Below are 20,172 nucleotides of genomic sequence, written 5' to 3' on the forward strand. Positions count from 1 at the left end.
TGAAGAAAATCTAAAGAAATGTCGTGAGAGTGACATTTCTTTTTTTATATGCTGTATAATCAATTTAGAAATGAGATTCGTTTTCATTAACGCTCATTTCCTCTTTTGAAATTACCTGTAATTTTAGCCATAATAAGCTGTTTTTCTTTTTCGTTACTTGCCCGATTTATTTTGTTTAAAAATTTTTAAGCATCATTTCCTTTTAAAATTATAATCTTTTTTCCTTAATATTCAATTAAAACTATATTATTTTTTGTTACTCGATAATGAAACATCATATCATCTAAACGATTGCGCTTATCGGTCTTTTTCAAATTAACGCCTCCATTCTTGTTAATGTGTAACGAATGTTACATAAAAAATTAAAATTAAAGTTGGATGTATCCGATTGTAAGGTGGAAATTTTGTAAAAAAGAACTACAATAGAGAGTAGTTAAAATTTGAACGTTAGAAAAAGGAATCTAGTTTACTATGAGGAATAATAGAGTAGATAGATTATAAGATATTTAAAAACTAAAAGATATAGAATAGAATGGAAAAGTATAAAGTGAAACTAGATAAAAGAGGGTTCCCATATGTTTAAGAAATGGTTAATCGCTTTCTTTGTTTTTGCTATTTTTTGTGGGAGTGTCGCTGCACTCATACATGCAAATAAAGAAAAGAAATACAGTTTGAAGGCATTTTCAAATTTTGAGGATAAAGTTGGAAATGTTCAACCGAAAGTTGATGCGAATCAGCAAAAACGTTATGATATTGCAGCAACGAAACTCGATCAATATTTAAAAGATAAAGGATTTAACGGGACGGTTCTCGTAACGGATAAAAATAATGTGGTTTTACGAAAAGGCTACGGGTATGCGAATGTAAAAGATAAAGTTTTAACAACGCCAAGAACAAAATATCGCATCGGTTCCATAACGAAAACAGTAGTTGCAATATCTATATTACAACTAAGAGAAAAAGGGAAATTGAATATTGAAGACAATGTAAATAAGTATATTCCATCGTTTCCAGCAGATAAAAACATTACGTTACGAAATTTGTTAACACATACGTCCGGGTTACCAGATCAGGGACAAGGTAGTGTTGATGCGGCATCACGTTTAAAGTTAGTAACGTGGATTGGAGCGCAAAAGTTGCAATTTCCTGCAGGGACAGGATGGAAATATACAGATTATAATTATATGGTACTTGCGTATATTGTAGAAAAGATATCGAATAAACCGCTTGCTGAATATGTGAAAGAAAACATTTTTACTCCTGTTGAAATGAATGAATCTGGTATGGGTGCAACTCTCCCTGAAGATATTTTCTTAGCAGAAGGTTACACGAAAAAAGATAATGAGTTAATAGCTACACCCCGCTTAAAAATGAACTGGCTGTATGGTTGTGGTGAAATGTATACGACCGTTGAAGATATGAAAAGATTAGATGAGGCTATTATGGATGGAAAGCTGATTTCTAAACAAAGCTTATCAGATATGTTTACAGTATCACCTGCGAGAAAATATGGATTTAGCTTCTATATTTACCCAGATTATTATCATAACCATGGTGTATTAGCTGGCTGGAACACTTTTAATAATTTTAACTGGGATAAAAGAACGTTTGTAATATTATTCTCTAACGTACAAAATGGTATGAATGATACATTTAATCAAGAGTTTAGGAAATTAGCGAATGATTTAATAGAAGGAAAATAATTATTTAAAAATCGGTATTGATATGTAATTATCAATACCGATTTTTTTATTTAATAATGTTTTATTTAGTGAACAAGCAGGTATGAGAGTGGATTAGTACTAGAATAAATTTATGAAGGAAGTCAAATGATATTAATGTTAAATATAGGGAATATACTTTGTGAATGTCATCTATTTGTATTGAAATTATGTGATTATCATGCGGAAGAATAATTGGTAATTTTTACATTGATGAAAAAGCTTGAGCTTCACACTATGTTAAGCCTTACAGTATTGTAGACATGAACAGGAGGTTGAAAAATGAAAAAAATAGTAAAGTTTTGTTTAATAGCTACATTATCTACAACGATTATTAGTGGATGTTCTTTTGAAGGGAATAATGAAAATGCCAAAGGGAAAGAGAAAGAGGATAAAAAAGTAGAGGTACAGAAAAACGCTGGAAAATATACGATGCCGGATGAAAAAGATAAACATGAAGGTACATGGCTACAATGGCCTCATGAATACACATATGGTCAAGAGTATAAACAAGAAGTTGAACCTATTTGGATTAAGATGGCAAGTGCTTTAACTGAGGGTGAAAAAGTCCACATTGTTGCATATGATGAGGAAGAGAAAGAGCGAATCAATAAGCTTTTAATAGATAAAGGGCTGAATATGGATAAAGTTGATTTCTTTATCGCTCCTACTGATGATGTGTGGGCAAGAGATAGTGGACCGATTTTTGTTTATGACAATAATAAAAATCTGAAAATATTAGATCCAGCATTTAATGGTTGGGGAAAGAAAACTCCATATAAAAATGATGCCCGTATACGTGAGGATGTTAGTAAACAATTAGGGATTGAAAGAATTGATTGGGGGAAATTTGTCCTTGAAGGTGGCGCAATTGAATTAGACAGCAATGGGACTGCTTTATTAACTCGAAGCGCAGTAACGAATAAAAATAGAAATCCTGATTTATCAGAAGCGGAAATTGAAAAATATATAAGTGACCTTGGGGTGACAAACTTTATTTGGTTAGATGGAGTGCCTAATTTAGATATTACTGATTTTCATATTGATGGATTTGCTAAATTCCATGATAAATCTACAATCGTAACGATGGCAGAAGATGACTTGGCTGAATGGGGCTTGTCAAACAAAGATATGGATAAATTGTTAGATGCAAAAAATGCTTCAGGACAGAAATATAAGTACGAATACTTACCGCTTAGTAAAGATAAAGTTACTTTAGAAGGTGGAAAAACTCTAGATTATAAGGGGTCGTATATCAATTATTATGTTGGGAATACAGTTATATTGGTGCCTAACTATAATGATCCAAATGACAAAATCGCAAACGATACGATTCAGAAATTATACCCGGATCGTAAAGTAGTGGGAATTGATGTGAGAGAGCTTTATAAAAATGGCGGAATGATCCATTGTGTGACACAGCAACAACCGATTCAATTGAAGTAATCGATTATAGTTTCGTTATGTTGCTTTATAGACAAAATAGGTGAAATGCTAACTTTACTTATTTTGTCTTGTTTTAACATCTGTAACAAGATGGGAATGTATAATTTTAATGTAACGATAATTAGATAAAAGTATATTGTCATTATTGTTTTATATGGAAAAGGAGAAAAATGTTTGTGTTAAAGAATTTAAAAAGAGTATTTTCGTTTTTCCCTATCGTTCTACAGTACATTATAAATGTAGCTTTGATCTGTTTGGGAATTGTTTTAAGTGTGTTTCTTATGAAAGAAGTCATTCAATTTATACAAGAACTTAAATTAAATAGTGAGGAATCTAGTTATCATTTAATTGATAGCATTGTCGTATTCTTTTTATATTTTGAATTCATCGTAATGATTATAAAGTACTTTCAAATGAATTTTCATTTTCCATTACGTTATTTTATATATATAGGTATAACTGCTATTGTTCGTCTAATTATTATAGACCATGATAGTTCAATGGATTCATTGATATATGCTTGCGCGATTCTTGTATTAATTAGTGCTTTATTCATTGCAAATTCTAAAATAATGCGTCGTGATTTAGAAGAGTGAACGTTTGTTGTTTAAATCAAAAAAGATGTTTTATCTTTTGGTAAAAAGGAGTAACAGTATTGAAAGAAATAATCTTAACCAGTTTTATAATAATAGGGTTTATGATTCTGCTATTTAATTGTATACTTTCATAATTTAAAAGAATAAAAGGTTAATAAGGAAAGAGGTTTTTGTAAGTATGGTTCATTACAATAATCAAAATAGTTTACATCAAATATTTACATTAAAAGGAACGGTTGTAAGAGATATTTTCCCGCAAATTTTATTATATATATGTATTTCAACGATAGTAACTGTGATTAATTATTATTATGTAGAAATAAAAATTAATCAAACTCCTTGGGTAATTGTTGGAGGAGCTTTAGGTCTACTGTTAGTTTTTCGTACTAATACTGCCTATGATAGGTATTGGGAAGGTAGAAAGTTATTTGGAACGGTTGGTGCTTGTACTAGAAATTTGGCAGTTAGTTTTTTATGTTATTGGGAGTCTGAAGGGAAAAAGACGGATCAGGAAAAATTAAAATTTTTACATTTGTTAATTGCTTTTCCAAAGATAGCGAAAGGACATTTGAGAGACGAAAAAGATTTATCCGAAATAAAAGCATTGTTTGATATTTGTTCTGAGAAGGAAAAAGAAATGTTGGCTGAGTCTATTCATTTACCGATTAGTATAGTTTTTATGTTAAAAACTATACTATCAAAAGGTTTGAAAACGGGTCAAATTCACCCAAATGCAATAATTAATATGGAAGCTGATTTGAATACTCTGCTTACGGCTGTGGGTGGATGTGATCGGATCAAAACAACGCCTATTCCTTTTGCATATTTTGCTCATATTAAAATTTTACTGCTCATATTTTGCGGGACTTTATCGATTGGTCTTGTTGATAGTCTTGGATGGTTTACAGTACTTGCAACTACGTTTATAAGTTTTGCATTTATAGGGATTGAAGCAATAGGAGTTGAAATTGAGGATCCATTTGGTCAAGATCCAAACGATCTTCCGCTAGAAGGGATTTGCATTGGGGTAGAAACGCATTTAGTGAATTTATATAATCAAAACGCTCTATTAGAAGTAATGGATTTGAATCTTGATAAAAAAGTCATCTAATCCTTCATTGTGTACGACGATTAAAATTTAAAAATCTTGTCAAGAGTCAGTTTACGGCTTAACGACGTCTTTATATTTTTTATATAAATATATAATATTTCTCCGTGCTATAATCCATTCATGAAATGTGCACGTTTCAAAAATTGTAATGAAAAGAGAAATGAATTGGGGAATAGTTAGCTTATTGAAAACAGTTATTCAATCATTATTAAAAAGCGAGGTAAGTAATATGGAACAAAAACATAGTGGCATTATTTTTACTGCAATACCAGATGAATCGAATGAATATTATCGACCATTTTATGAAGACATTATTTATTTTAATGAATATTTAAATGCAAATAAAGCATTTACCGATCAACTTATATCTTTATCTGTTGAAGAGCAAGACTTTCATACAAACTTTTTTGAGTATGATGATATTTGGCTAAGAGATGTTGCACCAGTTGTAACAAATCATCTAGTCAAATTCAAATATCAACCGAATTATTTACCGAAAGATCAAGGGCGATATTTAGATCAACAATTTAATAAATGGTTGAAAAAAAACGACTTTGAATATGTGACATCTCCATTGATATTAGACGGTGGAAATCTTATTTGGAATAAAAAAGATACCGTTATATTAACGGAACGCATATTTGATGATAATTATGATTGGACGGAAGAAGAAATTATAGAGCAACTGGAATGGGATTTAGATGTGAGTCGGGTTATTATTATTCCTGCTGAAGAGGGAGATGTACTTGCACACGCAGACGGGATGGTTAAATTTATTGATGAACATACAATGTTTATTAGTGATTTTTTAGGGGATCATGAATTTAGATATAAGGTTCAAGAGATTATTCAAGAGCAAATGCCAGAGGCTGAATTTATAGTTGTTCCTTCGTCATATACAGAGAAGGGGCAATACGATGAAGAGATAGCGTCAGCAAAAGGTTTATATATAAATATGTTAGAAACATGTGATACGCTTTACGTTCCTAAGTTTGGATTAGCTAAAGATGAGGAAGTTTTACGATATATTCAACAGCATACTGAGAAACAAGTTATTCAAAGTCATGTAGGAGAAATATCGACAATGGGAGGCGCGATGAATTGTTTAACGTGGTATTGTCCTAGTCATTTGTTACCTTCAAAAATGAAAAGGCTGAACGATCAGAATGAAGGTTCTTCAATCAGAAAAATATTTGATTGGTTTTAATAAATAAGCTTATATATAAGAAAATGTATTCAAGGGGTATTTATATGTATACAATTACTGAATTTTCACGGATTTGTAAAATGAGTACACGAATGTTAAGGCATTATGATAAAGAGGAAATATTGAAACCAGCATATGTGAATCCAGTAAATGGATATAGATATTATGAGCAAGGGCAGCTTGAAATAGCGTTGAAAATTAAAAAGCTAAGGGAGTACAAGTTCCCTTTACCGAAAATTAAAATAATTCTTCAATCATCAGATCAAGATTCATTTATTAAACATATGCAATCGCAAATTATAGAGTTGTCTCATGAGGTGAAACAAAATTTACAGGTTATTTCAGAAATGAATGAAATGGTAAATATGAATCATGCTTTAAATACTGCTTGTCATAGAAATTACGATATATTTATTGGAATGAGAAATGAAATAACAGTAATTGCTCAAAGACTGCAAATAAATATAGATGATATGGATGATTATTTTTATGACTTATATGAAAAAGTACAAAAGCATAACTTACAAATGGTCGGTTCGCCCTCTACGGTCTTTTATGATGAAGAGTATATTCCAAATGAAAGTGATGTTGAATTAAGGATTCCGGTCATGCATGGGAACAATAAAGATGTAGTACAAGAATATGAAATAAAAAAATTAAATCCACATCAAATCGTTACTACTATGCATTATGGAAGTTATGACTATATAGGCTACGCCTATATTGCGTTAGAAAAATGGATTGAAAGAAATGGATATGTAATAGATGGTTCACCATATGAGGTCTACATAAAGGGATCTGAATGTGATTGTTTAGTAGAAGAGTATGTCACACAAATTTGTTTTTTAGTTACGAAAATAGAATGAGAATAAGGATTGACATTAACATTATGTCAATCCTTATTCTATTTATGTAAGTAATTCATCATAATAAAAAGGAGAAAGAATATGAAAAGAACAATCATGATTATTTGTCTGATTCTAAGTATGACATGGGTTTCAGCGTGTACTCCTGGAGTAGGAGAAGGTGAGAATGGTAGCTTCGTTCTACCAAATCAGTTGCCAAAAAATGTAGTGTTTAAAAATGGTACAATCTATACTTCAAATGACAAGCAAGACATTGTAGAGGCTGTAGCCGTTAAAGAAGGGAAAATTACATTTGTTGGTTCAAACAAAGATGTAGAAGGATTTATAAATGAAGATACGAAAGTGGTGGATTTACAAGGACGTTTTATTCTTCCTGGTTTTGTGGACAATCACAATCATATATTTGAGGCGAAATCACCAGCAGCAGGGAATTGTAGTGTCTCACCAGATGCTGCGCTGCAAGAACAACGATCGTATTTAAAAGCTTGTAAAAAAGATATAAAGACAGGGGAATGGATAAGTGGAACAGGGTTCAGTTTGGAAGAGCTGTTAAAAGATATGGATGAAAAATCAGAACATCAAACCCCATTACAAGTTCTTGATGAGCTATTTCCTAATAACCCGGTATTAATTATGGAAAGAACTTCTCATTCTGTATGGGTTAACTCAAAGGCATTGGAATCAGCAGGAATAAATAAAGAGACGAAAGATCCGCAAGGCGGAAGAATCATTCGGGATCCAGAGACAGGAGAACCTTTTGGAATTCTGTATGATACAGCTGGGGATATCGTGATGGAAAAAGCATGGAATTCTCAGCCCAATCTCTTTGAAAAAAATTATGAAGGTTTGTTAGACGGTTTAGATGAGGTTGCGAAGAATGGAATTACTACAGTCGGCGATGGACGTCTCTATTGGAAACGAGGCTGGTTAGATGTTTGGAATAAAGTAAATGATGAGAAAAAGTTAACATCGCGAGTAGTACTTCGTCCGTGGGTATATCCGAACTTAAATGAAGCAGAACAAATGGAGTATTTCAAAAAAATTAAGCGTGATGATGTATCATCTCGAATGCTTATTAATCAAGTGAAAATGTATAGTGATGGAATTAGCATTAACAGCACAGCTAAAATACTAGAAAAATATAAATTTGAGTGGTTTAAGGGAACACCGTATGGCTTGAACTATATTCCAGAAGAAAAAATGAAATGGTGGTTAACGGAACTTAATAAACTTGGTTACGGTGCACTCATTCATACGATTGGGGATGGCGGGGTAAGAGAGAGTTTAAATGCAATTGAAGCAGCGAAAAAAGAAGGTGCAAATCAGCCTTATACGCTCACACATGTTGAGATGGTAGAAGATAGTGATATAAATCGTTTTGCTAAGTTAGGTATTAGCGCTGATTTTCAAGTAGGCCATGATTTTGCGGAAGATCCTAAACAAAGCTGGGCAAGTACGTATTTTACAGATCAACAGATGAAACGAATTATGCCGTTAGGGCGAATTTGGAAAACAGGAGCAAATGTATCGCTTAGTAGTGATTGGGACGTAAATGAACTAAATCCACTTGTGACAATTTCGAATGCATTAAGTATTGAAGAGAAAGGCTTATCTGATATATATGCAGCTATTGATGCTTATACGATTAAGCCCGCCAAAGCATTAGGCCTTGATAATATTACTGGTTCAATTGAAGTAGGTAAATCAGCCGATATGGTATTACTAAATGAAGATATCACTAAAATGAGTGTCGATAAGATTCCGAATGCGAAAGTTTTAGTGACGGTTTTACAAGGAGAAGTAGTGTATCACAAGGGAAAATAAAGAATCAGTTTATGAAGTAGTTAATATATTTCTGTTGACCTTAACACGATGTCAAAGTTTAGACTGAATTTACATTCGAAGAAGGGGTGAACATGTATGAGAAATATGGAAAATAGTTTGTTTTATATGCCAGCTGAGTGGGAAAAGCATGAGGGGACATGGCTCCAATGGCCTCATGATAAAGCTCATAGAGGTGAAGGTTACAGAGCTAAGTTAGATGATATTTGGGTAACGATGGCAAAGGAGCTTCATTACGGAGAAATTGTGCATATTGTTGTATATGATGAAGAAGAAAAAGTACATGTCCAATCGAAGTTAATGGAAGCGAAAGTGGATATGGATAAAATTGATTTCTTAGTTCAAGAGACGGATGATGTATGGATAAGAGATAACGGACCGATCTTTGTAAAAGATAAGGAAGGCAAGCTCTGCTTAACACACTGGGTATTTAATGGGTGGGGTGAGAAATATCCGTATGAAAATGATGCGGGTATTCCGGCGGAAATAAGTGAAATGTATAACATTCCAAAAGTTAATTCTAGTGTCTGTCTAGAAGGTGGAGGAATAGAGATAAACGGAAATGGAACCTTAATGGCGGCAAAAACTTCTATTATAAATGAAAATCGAAACCCTACACTAAGTCAGGAAGAGATTGAAATAGAGTTAACGAAGCATTTGGGGGTCACGAATTTTATATGGATAACGGGCATTCGCGGTGAGGATAATTATGATGAAGATACGGATTACCATATTGATGGGGCAGCACGTTTTGTAAATGAAAATACGATTCTTTATGAATATGATCCTTTTGGGGAGAGTGAATCCTACCTTTTGGAGGCACAGGAAAAGCATTATCAAGAATTGCGACAAGCGAGAAATATAGATGGAAATCCATTTCAGCTCATCCCAGTACCTGTAACAAGAAAAGTGGTAAAAGAGGCAGACTGTAAGGGCTCGTATTTGAACTTTTATATTGGAAATGAAGTTGTATTAGTTCCTATATATGGTGATGAACATGACAAGTTAGGGCTTCAAATCATTGAAGGGCAGTTTCCAGGAAGAAGAATTGTCGGTGTTTATGTAAATGAACTGTATGCGTATGGTGGTATGATTCATTGTGTGACGCAGCAACACTTAGTATAAAGTAACCGAAATGAAAAAAGCATGCAGATTCTATAATCTGCATGCTTTTTTCTATAATGCTGAAAACTCTTCAACAAGTTGGGTGAATCGATTTAATGCACTTTCAATCGGTTCTGGCGTAGTTAAATCAACGCCAGCTTTTTTCAGTAGATTTAATGGATAGTCTGAACTACCGCCTTTAAGGAATTCAATATAGTTTTTCTGAGCATTTGGATCGCCGCTTAATAATTTATCGGCGATTTGAATGGCAGAAGCGAAGCCCGTTGCGTATTTGTATACGTAAAATGGACGGTAGAAATGAGGGATTCTAGACCAGCCATATTTTACTTCTTCGTCAAATACAAGTGAATCACCGTTATATTCTCTAAATAACTTTTCATAAATTTCGCTAAAGACTTGGGCGTTTAGTGGTTTACCTTGCTCGGCCATTTCATGTGTGATTTTTTCAAATTCTGCAAACATGATTTGTGTAAAGAAAGTACCTTTAAAGCTATCGATAAAGTAGTTAATTAAATGATTACGTACGTTCGTTTCTTTTGCTTCTTTTAATAAATAATGAATTAATAACACTTCATTTACGGTAGAAGCGACTTCCGCTACGAAAATGGAATAGTGTGCAGAAATTCTTGGTTGGTATCCGTGTGAGTAATGCGTATGCATACCGTGTCCGCATTCATGAGTAAGGGTGAAAAGGCTATTTAAATCATCATGATGATTTAAAAGAATGAAAGGATGAACACCGTATACACCAAAATTATAAGCACCAGAACGTTTTCCTGGTGTTTCTCTCACGTCTATATAGCGTTTATTTTTAAAGTTTTTTAATGTTTCGATATATTCTTCACCTAAAGGAGCTAGTGACGCGATCATTATATCAAACGCTTCGTCGTATGGAATGTCTTGTTTTACACCTTTTACTAAATCAACACTCAAGTCGTATTGTCTTAGTTCATCTACATTTAATTTTTCTTTTCTAAGTTCATTATACGTATGTAATGATTGAATGTTTTTTTTCGTCGTATCGATTAAATTTTTATATACTTCTTCCGGAACCATGTCGCCAAATAATGATTTTTCTAAAGCTGATGGATATTTTCGTAGCTTTGAGACAGTAACATTATTTTTAATAGCTGCGGACAAAGTAGAAGCGATAGAATTCTTTAATTGAACGTATGGTTTGTAATAAGCTTTATAGGCTTCTTCACGTTTCTCACGATTCTCATCTTCTATTAGCTTTGAATACATTCCACGTGTTAAGTTTACTTTTTCTCCATCATCAGTAGTCACTTCACCAAAAATTATATCTGCATTATTTAACATGCCAAATGTATGCTGCGGGGAGGAGAGTGCTTCACCCATTTGTGATAAAATCTCTTCTTGGTCTTTATTCAAAACGTGTTTTTTATAACGGTATAACTCAAATAAGTCTTCTTTATAATAGTGTAAGCCTTCTGTTTCTTCTATGTAAGAATGTAATGTGTTTTCATCTACACTAAGTAAGAATGGGGAAAAGAAAGATTTAGCCGCACTTACTTTCACGTGTAATTGTGATACTTTATCGACAAGGGATTGAGCGTCAGTATCGCGTGTATCAAGATCAGATTGTAATCGTGCATAAGCGAACATTAAAGATATTATGCTAGATATTTCTTCACTCTTTGTTAAATAAGCTAATAAACTATTGCCGTCGTGAATATTTCCATTAAACTTGTGTAATTCATTCGTTAATACTTCAATTTTATGAAAATCGCTTTCCCAATCTTCAATTGTATGATAAATATCCGTTAAATCCCATTTTTCTTTATCAGCTACTTGTAGTCGATCTTTAAGTTCTGTCATAATCATTTCCTTTCTAAATATGTAGTTATATTCCTATATAACTATGAAATACAACAAATTGCAAAAAATCCCTGCTGGAAAATAAAAAGCCTTGCCGGAAATGGCGAGGCTTTAAAAGTTATAATGTAATGCCGAACGTTGAATGAAGGAGGTTTGTATATTGCTCTTTTGTAATTGTTTCTTTTGTTTTATTTCTATTTTTCGTTACTGTAAGGCTATCTTTTGTTAATGATGCGTGCCCGTCATGAGTAAGTTTTACAACAAGAGGTACTTTGTTAAATGGTGAACCTTCATGTTCAACAATAATTTTTTGTGCTGCATTTACTTTCGGTTCATCCACTTCTTCCAAGTAAAATGCATAACCTACTGTCCAATCATCAGTAGAAGATTGATCTAGAAACTCATTGCTTTTACGCATTTCTAAAATATAATTACCTTTTTCAGTCGTTTCTTTACGAATACGATAGTCGCCTGTTACAGAATGAACGATCTCACCTGAGAAAGGAACAGGGGAAAGGGGTAAATATGATCCGAAACCTACTTCAATTAAGTAAAGTTCATTATGATGTTGTAAAACAGTTGCGATATGCCCTGAATCTACAGCCCATATAGAATTTGCAGCGTTATAAACTGTTCCTGAAACGAGATGGACATCGAATTTAGAGTCTTTAAGGAAGTAATACATAGCCGGATTCAATTCATAACAAAGGCCGCCACGGTTGTTTATTAAAATTTTTTCTTTTAGATTTTCTTTTGATATTTCTTTAAAGTTGTTTTCGAGAATATTTAAGTTTTCAAAAGGGACAGATTGTGACATTGCGTACATAATGTTAGGTAAATCTTCAAATGAAACTGTTTCTTTTTCTTCTATATTTAATCGTGCGAAAAATTGTTTTTGAAAGTTTGTCATGAAAATCCCTCCGTTATGATTTTATAGGTAAATTGTAAACAATCTTGAATAAGATGTGAAATTTAAACTATGTGGGGGTACTTGTGGAATATGTGAAGTTACATGAAAAATAATGTGAGAGATTAAAAGATTACTACTTTACTAACTGTAGAACGAATATTATAATAATTTTAATAAATTATGCAAACGTTTTCTTGAAGGGGATGGTGTAAATATGATGAAAAGAATAACAGTAGTCGGCTTGTCGGTTGTTTTGTTTTTACCTAGTATATATGGGGGGAGTAAAGCGTATGCAGATACGGTTAACAATGGAACGTTAATGCAGTATTTTGAGTGGTATGCTCCGAATGATGGGAATCATTGGAACCGCTTGCATTCAGATGCTGAAAATTTAGCTCAGAAAGGAATTACATCTGTCTGGATACCGCCTGCATATAAAGGAACTACGCAAAATGACGTAGGATATGGAGCATATGATTTATATGACTTAGGGGAATTCAATCAAAAAGAAACGGTACGAACAAAATATGGGACGAAAGCACAATTGAAATCTGCAATTGAAGCTTTACATAAGCAAAACATCGATGTATACGGTGATGTAGTTATGAATCATAAAGGTGGAGCAGATTATACTGAAACTGTAACAGCTGTTGAGGTAGACCGTAACAATCGAAATATTGAGGTGTCAGGTGATTATGAAATTAATGCATGGACGGGGTTTAACTTTCCTGGGCGCGGAGATACTTATTCTAATTTTAAATGGAAATGGTATCATTTTGACGGAACGGATTGGGATGAAGGAAGAAAATTAAACCGAATTTATAAATTTAGGGGTATAGGTAAAGCGTGGGACTGGGAAGTGTCTAGCGAGAATGGAAATTATGATTATTTAATGTATGCAGATCTTGATTTTGATCATCCAGATGTTGCGAATGAGATGAAAAATTGGGGGACGTGGTATGCGAATGAATTAAATTTAGATGGCTTTCGTTTAGATGCTGTTAAACATATTGATCATGAATATTTACGCGATTGGGTAAATCATGTCAGAAAACAAACCGGGAAAGAAATGTTTACAGTAGCTGAATATTGGCAAAATGATATCCAGACTTTAAATAATTATTTAGCGAAGGTCAATTATAATCAATCTGTATTTGATGCACCGCTTCATTACAACTTTCATTATGCTTCAAAAGGAAATGGGAATTATGATATGAGAAATATTTTAAATGGAACAGTAATGCAAAATCACCCTGCACTCGCAGTTACTCTCGTTGAGAATCATGATTCTCAGCCTGGGCAGTCATTGGAATCTGTAGTAAGTCCGTGGTTTAAACCGTTGGCATATGCATTTATTTTAACTCGTGCAGAGGGCTATCCTTCAGTTTTCTATGGTGATTACTATGGGACGAACGGAAATAGTAGTTATGAAATTCCAGCGTTAAAAGATAAAATTGATCCGATTTTGACGGCACGAAAAAACTTTGCATATGGTACGCAGCGTGATTATTTAGACCATCCAGATGTGATTGGCTGGACAAGAGAAGGTGATGGTGTACATGCTAATTCTGGTTTAGCGACATTACTCTCAGACGGACCAGGAGGATCAAAGTGGATGGATGTTGGAAAGAATAACGCTGGGGAAGTATGGTACGATATTACGGGTAATCAAACAAATACTGTAACAATTAATAAAGATGGATGGGGGCAGTTCCATGTAAATGGAGGCTCGGTTTCCATATATGTTCAGCAGTAAATTGGTGATGAAAAGAAGAGGTAGACTGAAATATAAGTCTTACTCTTCTTTTTATATTGTTATCATTCCTAAATCTTTATTTTAATAAATGAACTAGTCGACTTTTGAAACAACAAGAGATGCATTGGAATAAATAATGTCACCCGTGGCTTCTCTTATTCGTACTCGAAGGACATCTCCTTGGTTTAAAGGTAATAGATCAGTTCTAGCGGATGTAGTTCTTACCCCAGAACCACCACCAACTCGTGTTTCAATGGCGAATTGAATGGAATCATTTATTGTAAGGTTTAATATACTAGACGAAATAGCTTGTATCACAAATACAATTGAAAAAGATACAGAGTACACACCAGTGGTATCAATTGTAATGGAGTTGTCTACTGGGGTTAGAGTAGTTCCACTAACAGGTCCTGGAATTGTCAAATTAACATTTGTATTAACTACTGCTGAAAAACCGATACCTACTTCAGAAGTTATTGTTCCAAATACCGGGAGAATTCCTAAACCGGTCGCTCCAGTGGGACCGGTTATTCCGATTCCAGTAATTCCTGTAACACCAGTAGGACCAGTTATTCCAATTCCAGTAAAATCTGTCGCACCGGTAGGTCCTGTGATTCCAGTAGGTCCGGTTGGGAATGTAAATGGTGGAATTGGTGGGAGTGTGGGGCCAATTAAATGTGGTTCAAGAGCAGGTCCATGTAAAATAATATATTCTTCGCTCATATAGTAACCTCCTATGATTGCTTGTCATAATTATTAAATGTATTAGGGTAAGTAAATGACATTCGCAATAGCGGAGGCGCTTATTTAATTATTCTACAACGAAATTAAAGTTGCTACTTTAAAATTGGATACGATAAAAACCGTACTGTGATTGCTATAGAACTAAATATTAGTATGTTTTTAACGTGATTTTAATAGATGTTATATTTGCTTTACGATAAAATGATTATAGTGTAAAAATACACTATAAGTGTAAAGTGATAACAAATGGGTGTTTTTACACTTGTGGTTATTAGTTTTTTCTAAAGCAAGATGATGAGTTTTTATTATTCAAGTCAGTGAAGACAATTTGATGTAGCGGTTATTAGAGGAAGTTCTTTATATAAATCGTAATTTAAAATTTTTAAGGGTATTTCTGTATAGGAAGTAGTAGCAAAAGGAGAGGCGATATGAAGAAAATAAAAATGAAATATAGCATAGTTTTTAGTTTATTACTATTAACATCATGTGATATATCGGATGAAGAAATTGAACAAAAAGCACAAAATTATACAAAAGCGGAATATGGTATGTCTGTTAAATTAAACGGAGTTGAAACACTGGATAACGGAAAGGATTTCCTTGGTCCAAAGGGGCGGATAGCTTCTGTGCAGCAAGTCGATGAACCGCATTTGCAATTTCAACTTTATTTTGATGGACAAATCTCTCCAGAAGTAAATAATGACAATTATAAAATGAAAAAGAAAACATATGATTTACAAGGGGAATTTAATACATATTATGGAGAGAAAGGGAATAACACTATACTTATTTTCGATCAAATGCAGACTGGGGATAATGTTTCCGATAAGAATGCTGAGAAAAAAATAACGAAGAAAAATTTACGCCAGTATTATACGGCAGTTTTTAAAAGTAATACTGTTTTAGATGTAAATAATTCTGTACATATGGAGACATTAGCGGAGGTTGCAAGAAGTATTCAGGAATTTAATAAAACGATTGAAGATAGTAAGGGTAGTGTGGATGATATAACGATTCAGTTGCCAAATACTAATAAAGATGTATTACAAAATATTGCTGTAGATTATATAGTAACGGCTGAAGATGCGAAAAAGACCCTTGAGAAAAAGGTTGATTATATGAAAGTTTTACAGTCTACAAAGTGAAAAAAGCATTATCCGAAAAAATTGTCCTTCCTCAGGTGTGAAAGGCAATAGTCTGACACCTTTACTTCTTGCAAAACATATAGTATGATGATTTCAATAAATTAGATTTCAATGAACATAAAATATAAATTAATGAGAGGTGCTTTTTGTGAGTGCGGTAGGTACTAAATAGGAAAAATTTAATGAAATAAATCGGATAAGACCAGGGGATTTTTATGTACATCATACCCCTAATTTTGTCATGGATTTATTTCGAAACCTATGAAGATACCTACAATACTTTATAAAGCGTGTAATAAGGGGGTTGCCATCTGTTTTTTTATGGCTTATTTCCTCATATGTTATTACACTTGCCTTGTAAATGTAAAAGCTGCGGTATCCCCGCAGCTTTTTTGTATATGTTTTTAATGTATAAAAATGGTGATTGAATAATGTAGAATTCATTGGAATCTAATGAGTAGGTATCTTCATTGATGATAGAAATCAATCATAGTGAGGAGAAACAAAATGAATACGATGACTTTTGAAAAGTTACAATATAACGAATTAAAGGATATAGTGAAATCTTATTGTGTAAGTGGATTAGGTAAAGAACTATTAAATAAATTAGAGCCGAGTACGAGTATAAAAGTAGTGAGGAATCGCTTGAATGAAACGACAGAAGCACGAGCTATAGTAGATGCAGAAGGGCATGTGCCTTTCTTCGGAATTTCTAATATCGCTAGTACAATTCAAAAATTAGAAAAAGGGATGATTTTAGATCCAGCAGAGTTAGTAAGTGTTTCAGACTTTTTACGTGGCTGTAGAAAGATTAAAAATTTTATGTTAGATAAAGAATTTTTTGCGCCAGTATTAGCTTCTTATGCGAATTCAATGACTGAATATAAAAGTATTGAAGAGGAAATTAACTTTTCAATTAAAGGAAATAGCATTGATTCTGCTGCTAGTAAAGAGTTAAAACGAATTCGCAATAACATTGATTCTGTAGACGGAAAAATAAAAGAACGTTTAACGAAGTTTTTAAATAGTAGTGCAAATAAGAAATATATTCAGGAATTCTTTATTAGTAAGAAGGACGATAGGTATACGATTCCAATTAAATCTTCTTATAAAAATCAAGTTGCGGGAAGTATAGTTGAAGCTTCGGCTAAAGGTTCAACTGTATTTATAGAACCGCATACGGTTACAAAGTTAAATACGGAACTCGCAAGTTGGAAAGCAGAAGAAGCGATGGAAGAGTATCAAATTTTAGCGACTTTATCAGGAATGGTATTAGAAAATATTTATCATATAAAAATTAATATGGAACTAATTAGCCAATATGATATGGTATTTGCGAAAGCGAAGTTTAGTAAATCAATCGATGGAATAGAGCCGAAATTAAACGATCATGGCTACATTCATTTAATGAATTGTAAGCATCCGCTTTTAAGTGGAAAAGTAGTACCATTAAACTTTGAAATCGGTCAAGAATACCGTAGTTTAATTATTACTGGGCCGAATGCAGGCGGGAAAACAATTGTGCTAAAAACAATTGGATTGTTAACATTAGCGACAATGTCAGGCCTTCACATCGCTGGAGATAAAGAAACGGAAATTGCTATTTTCGAAAATGTATTTGTAGACATTGGTGATAACCAAAGTATCGAAAATGCACTAAGTACATTTTCATCTCATATGAAAAATCTTTCTGAAATTATGAGGATGTCAAATAATAATACGTTACTGTTATTTGACGAAATAGGAAGCGGTACAGAACCGAATGAAGGTGCGGCGCTTGCGATATCTATTTTAGAAGAATTTTATCTTGCGGGATGTATTACAATTGCGAGTACGCATTACGGTGAAATTAAACGCTTTTCAGAAATGCATGATGATTTTATGAACGCAGCAATGCAATTTAATAGTGAAACACTAGAGCCACTTTATAAATTAGTGATCGGTAAATCAGGTGAAAGTAATGCACTTTGGATTGCGAATAAAATGAATGTGAGAGAACATGTACTGCAAAGAGCGAAAGAGTATATGGGAAATAAAGAATACGCTCTAGAAAAAGTGAATGAAAGTAAGATTAGAAAACCGAAAATGGTGCAAGAAAAAAGAGAAAATGACTATGAATATAAAATCGGCGACCGTGTGAATTTGTTAGATCATAACGATTTCGGGATTGTATATAAGGAAAAAAATAATTTCTATAATGTCGTTGTATATTATAACGGTGAATTCGTTGAAGTGAATGTGAAACGTATTACTTTAGAGGTAGCGGCGAAAGAATTATACCCAGAAGGATATGATTTAAATACACTATTTGTTGATTATAAAGAAAGAAAAATGCAACACGATATTGAGCGCGGATCGAAAAAAGCGCTTCGTAAAATTGAAAAAGAAATAAGAAAGAATAGAGGATAATATAGAATGGTAACGATTAGACAAGAACAAAAAAATGATTATAGTAAGACAGAAGAAGTTGTAAAACAAGCGTTTTTAAATGAAGAATTTAGTGATGAAAAGGAACATGAACTTGTAAAACGTATTAGAGAATGTGACACGTTTGTTCCAGCTTTATCAATTGTTGCGGTAGATGAGGAAATCGTTGGTCACATTATGTTATCGAAAATTACAATAGAACAAGATGAGGCTTCTGTAGATTCATTAGCGCTTGCGCCAGTATCAGTAGCTAGGGGCCATCAGAAGAAAGGAATTGGTGGAAAGCTTATTGGAGCTGCGTTAGAAAAAGCGAAAGAACTTGGATACGGGTCAGTTGTAGTATTAGGACATCCAGAGTACTATCCGAAATTTGGCTTTAAGAAAGCAAGTGAGTGGAATATAAAAGCACCATTTGAAGTACCTGATGAAGTGTTTATGGCGATGGAACTTAGAGAGAATGCTCTTCAAGGTGTAGAAGGAATTGTACAATATTCGAGTGCTTTTGCTGAGTAGGAGTATCGGTTAAGAAATGTAATCATAAAAGATGCTATCTTTTTGTAGGGATATACAGAAAGATAGCTTTTTTTATTAAGCAGATCTACTTACGTATATTTTGCTCAATGAATAATTGAGATGGTAAAATTGATATAGAAATGTAAAGGGAGAGAATAGAATGAAGAAGCGAGAAACAGATAGCAATGAGAATGTAGTTACGTTATATGTTACAAGACACGGTAAAACAATATTAAATGCGAATCATCGCGCGCAAGGTTGGGCAGACTCTCCGTTAGTAGAAAAAGGTGTGGAAGTTGCCTCTAATTTAGGAACGGGATTAAAAGATATTCATTTTATGAATGCGTATAGTAGTGATAGCGGTCGAGCGATTGAAACTGCTAATTTAGTATTAAAATATAGTGAGCAATCAAAATTGAAACTTGAGAAAAGAAAAGATTTACGAGAATTAAATTTTGGTATTTTTGAAGGTGAAAAACTTGAAAATATGTGGGATGTGGTTGGAAAAGCTGCGGGCGTTGCATCTCCAGAAGAACTCATGAAGTTTTCTATTCAAGAAGTGATTAATCTTATTAGAGCAGCAGACCCTACGAAACAGGCGGAAGATTGGGAATTATTTTCTACTCGCATAAAAACAGAGATTGATAAAATTAGTGAAGAAGCTGCTAAAAATGGAGGTGGCAACGTTCTAGTTGTCGTTCATGGGCTTTTGATTACTACCTTAATAGAAATGTTAGACAGTAGTAAAACAAAACTTGGAGTGGAAAATGCTAGTGTGACGAAGATTGTATATCAAGATGGAACATACACAGTCGAGTCTGTTGGAGATATGAGTTATGTTGCAAAAGGGAAAGAAAGTGTGGAAATATAATTATATCTCAAATAGAAATAAGAAAGGGAAGCTAGAAAATCTAGCTTCCCTTT

Annotated in this window: 16 protein-coding genes and 1 pseudogene; 13 read left to right on the plus strand and 4 right to left on the minus strand. The window is 33.3% G+C overall.

The annotated features are described in order from the left end of the window. Positions 1-86: 86 nt before the first annotated feature. Positions 87-314: pseudogene (locus ABH959_RS13340) on the minus strand (hypothetical protein). Between the two features lie 261 nt (positions 315-575). Here ABH959_RS13340 and ABH959_RS13345 point away from each other — a divergent pair. The 8 genes from ABH959_RS13345 to ABH959_RS13380 all read left to right on the plus strand — a co-directional run bounded on the left by ABH959_RS13345 (position 576) and on the right by ABH959_RS13380 (position 9,914). Continuing rightward, entirely contained in the window at positions 576-1,703 is a 1,128-nt protein-coding gene (locus ABH959_RS13345; protein ID WP_002128430.1) for a serine hydrolase domain-containing protein, read from the plus strand. 300 nt (positions 1,704-2,003) lie between these two features. Beyond that, entirely contained in the window at positions 2,004-3,167 is a 1,164-nt protein-coding gene (locus ABH959_RS13350; protein WP_404492696.1) for an agmatine deiminase family protein, read from the plus strand. A gap of 176 nt (positions 3,168-3,343) precedes the next feature. After that, on the plus strand, positions 3,344-3,763 hold the full coding sequence (psiE, locus tag ABH959_RS13355; protein ID WP_404492739.1) for a phosphate-starvation-inducible protein PsiE: 420 nt from the start codon (positions 3,344-3,346) through the stop codon (positions 3,761-3,763). Between the two features lie 178 nt (positions 3,764-3,941). Continuing rightward, a complete protein-coding gene (locus ABH959_RS13360) occupies positions 3,942-4,874 on the plus strand; it encodes a bestrophin family protein (protein ID WP_002142623.1) in 933 nt (310 codons plus the stop codon). Between the two features lie 229 nt (positions 4,875-5,103). Beyond that, the gene (locus ABH959_RS13365; protein WP_113936106.1) at positions 5,104-6,081 is read left to right on the plus strand and encodes an agmatine deiminase family protein; all 978 of its coding nucleotides are present in this window, start codon (positions 5,104-5,106) and stop codon (positions 6,079-6,081) included. Between the two features lie 44 nt (positions 6,082-6,125). Next, positions 6,126-6,947 carry a MerR family transcriptional regulator gene (locus tag ABH959_RS13370; RefSeq protein ID WP_060749143.1) on the plus strand — a complete coding sequence of 274 codons (822 nt, stop codon included), beginning with the start codon at positions 6,126-6,128 and terminating at the stop codon, positions 6,945-6,947. 81 nt (positions 6,948-7,028) lie between these two features. Then, positions 7,029-8,771: an amidohydrolase gene (locus ABH959_RS13375; protein ID WP_404492697.1), complete on the plus strand. Its 1,743-nt coding sequence runs from the start codon at positions 7,029-7,031 to the stop codon at positions 8,769-8,771. Between the two features lie 96 nt (positions 8,772-8,867). Next, complete coding sequence (locus ABH959_RS13380) at positions 8,868-9,914, plus strand: agmatine deiminase family protein (protein ID WP_404492698.1); 1,047 nt, start codon at positions 8,868-8,870, stop codon at positions 9,912-9,914. Between the two features lie 51 nt (positions 9,915-9,965). Here the strand turns inward: ABH959_RS13380 and pepF are convergent, their stop codons facing one another. Next, entirely contained in the window at positions 9,966-11,753 is a 1,788-nt protein-coding gene (gene pepF, locus ABH959_RS13385; RefSeq protein WP_404492699.1) for an oligoendopeptidase F, read from the minus strand. Between the two features lie 118 nt (positions 11,754-11,871). Further along, positions 11,872-12,663, minus strand: a complete 792-nt coding sequence (locus ABH959_RS13390; protein ID WP_113936028.1) for an arylamine N-acetyltransferase family protein — start codon at positions 12,661-12,663, stop codon at positions 11,872-11,874. A gap of 214 nt (positions 12,664-12,877) precedes the next feature. Between ABH959_RS13390 and amyS the strand changes: the two genes are divergently transcribed. Then, positions 12,878-14,419: an alpha-amylase gene (gene amyS / locus ABH959_RS13395; protein ID WP_404492700.1), complete on the plus strand. Its 1,542-nt coding sequence runs from the start codon at positions 12,878-12,880 to the stop codon at positions 14,417-14,419. 93 nt (positions 14,420-14,512) lie between these two features. Here amyS and betA read toward each other — a convergent pair whose 3' ends face one another. Continuing rightward, positions 14,513-15,142 (minus strand): collagen-like exosporium glycoprotein BetA, encoded by a 630-nt coding sequence (betA, locus tag ABH959_RS13400; RefSeq protein ID WP_404492701.1) that lies wholly within the window; start codon positions 15,140-15,142, stop codon positions 14,513-14,515. A 449-nt stretch (positions 15,143-15,591) separates the two neighbouring features. Between betA and ABH959_RS13405 the strand changes: the two genes are divergently transcribed. The 4 genes from ABH959_RS13405 to ABH959_RS13420 all read left to right on the plus strand — a co-directional run bounded on the left by ABH959_RS13405 (position 15,592) and on the right by ABH959_RS13420 (position 20,119). Further along, positions 15,592-16,308 (plus strand): hypothetical protein, encoded by a 717-nt coding sequence (locus tag ABH959_RS13405; protein ID WP_113936026.1) that lies wholly within the window; start codon positions 15,592-15,594, stop codon positions 16,306-16,308. Between the two features lie 507 nt (positions 16,309-16,815). Beyond that, positions 16,816-18,717, plus strand: coding sequence for an endonuclease MutS2 (locus ABH959_RS13410; protein ID WP_404492702.1), 1,902 nt, complete (start codon positions 16,816-16,818; stop codon positions 18,715-18,717). A 6-nt stretch (positions 18,718-18,723) separates the two neighbouring features. After that, the gene (locus ABH959_RS13415; protein ID WP_404492703.1) at positions 18,724-19,248 is read left to right on the plus strand and encodes a GNAT family N-acetyltransferase; all 525 of its coding nucleotides are present in this window, start codon (positions 18,724-18,726) and stop codon (positions 19,246-19,248) included. A gap of 160 nt (positions 19,249-19,408) precedes the next feature. Next, positions 19,409-20,119, plus strand: a complete 711-nt coding sequence (locus tag ABH959_RS13420) for a histidine phosphatase family protein (protein WP_113936023.1) — start codon at positions 19,409-19,411, stop codon at positions 20,117-20,119. Positions 20,120-20,172 lie beyond the last annotated feature (53 nt).

It is taken from the genome of Bacillus sp. RC51 (assembly GCF_044908115.1).
Classification (GTDB): domain Bacteria; phylum Bacillota; class Bacilli; order Bacillales; family Bacillaceae_G; genus Bacillus_A; species Bacillus_A mycoides.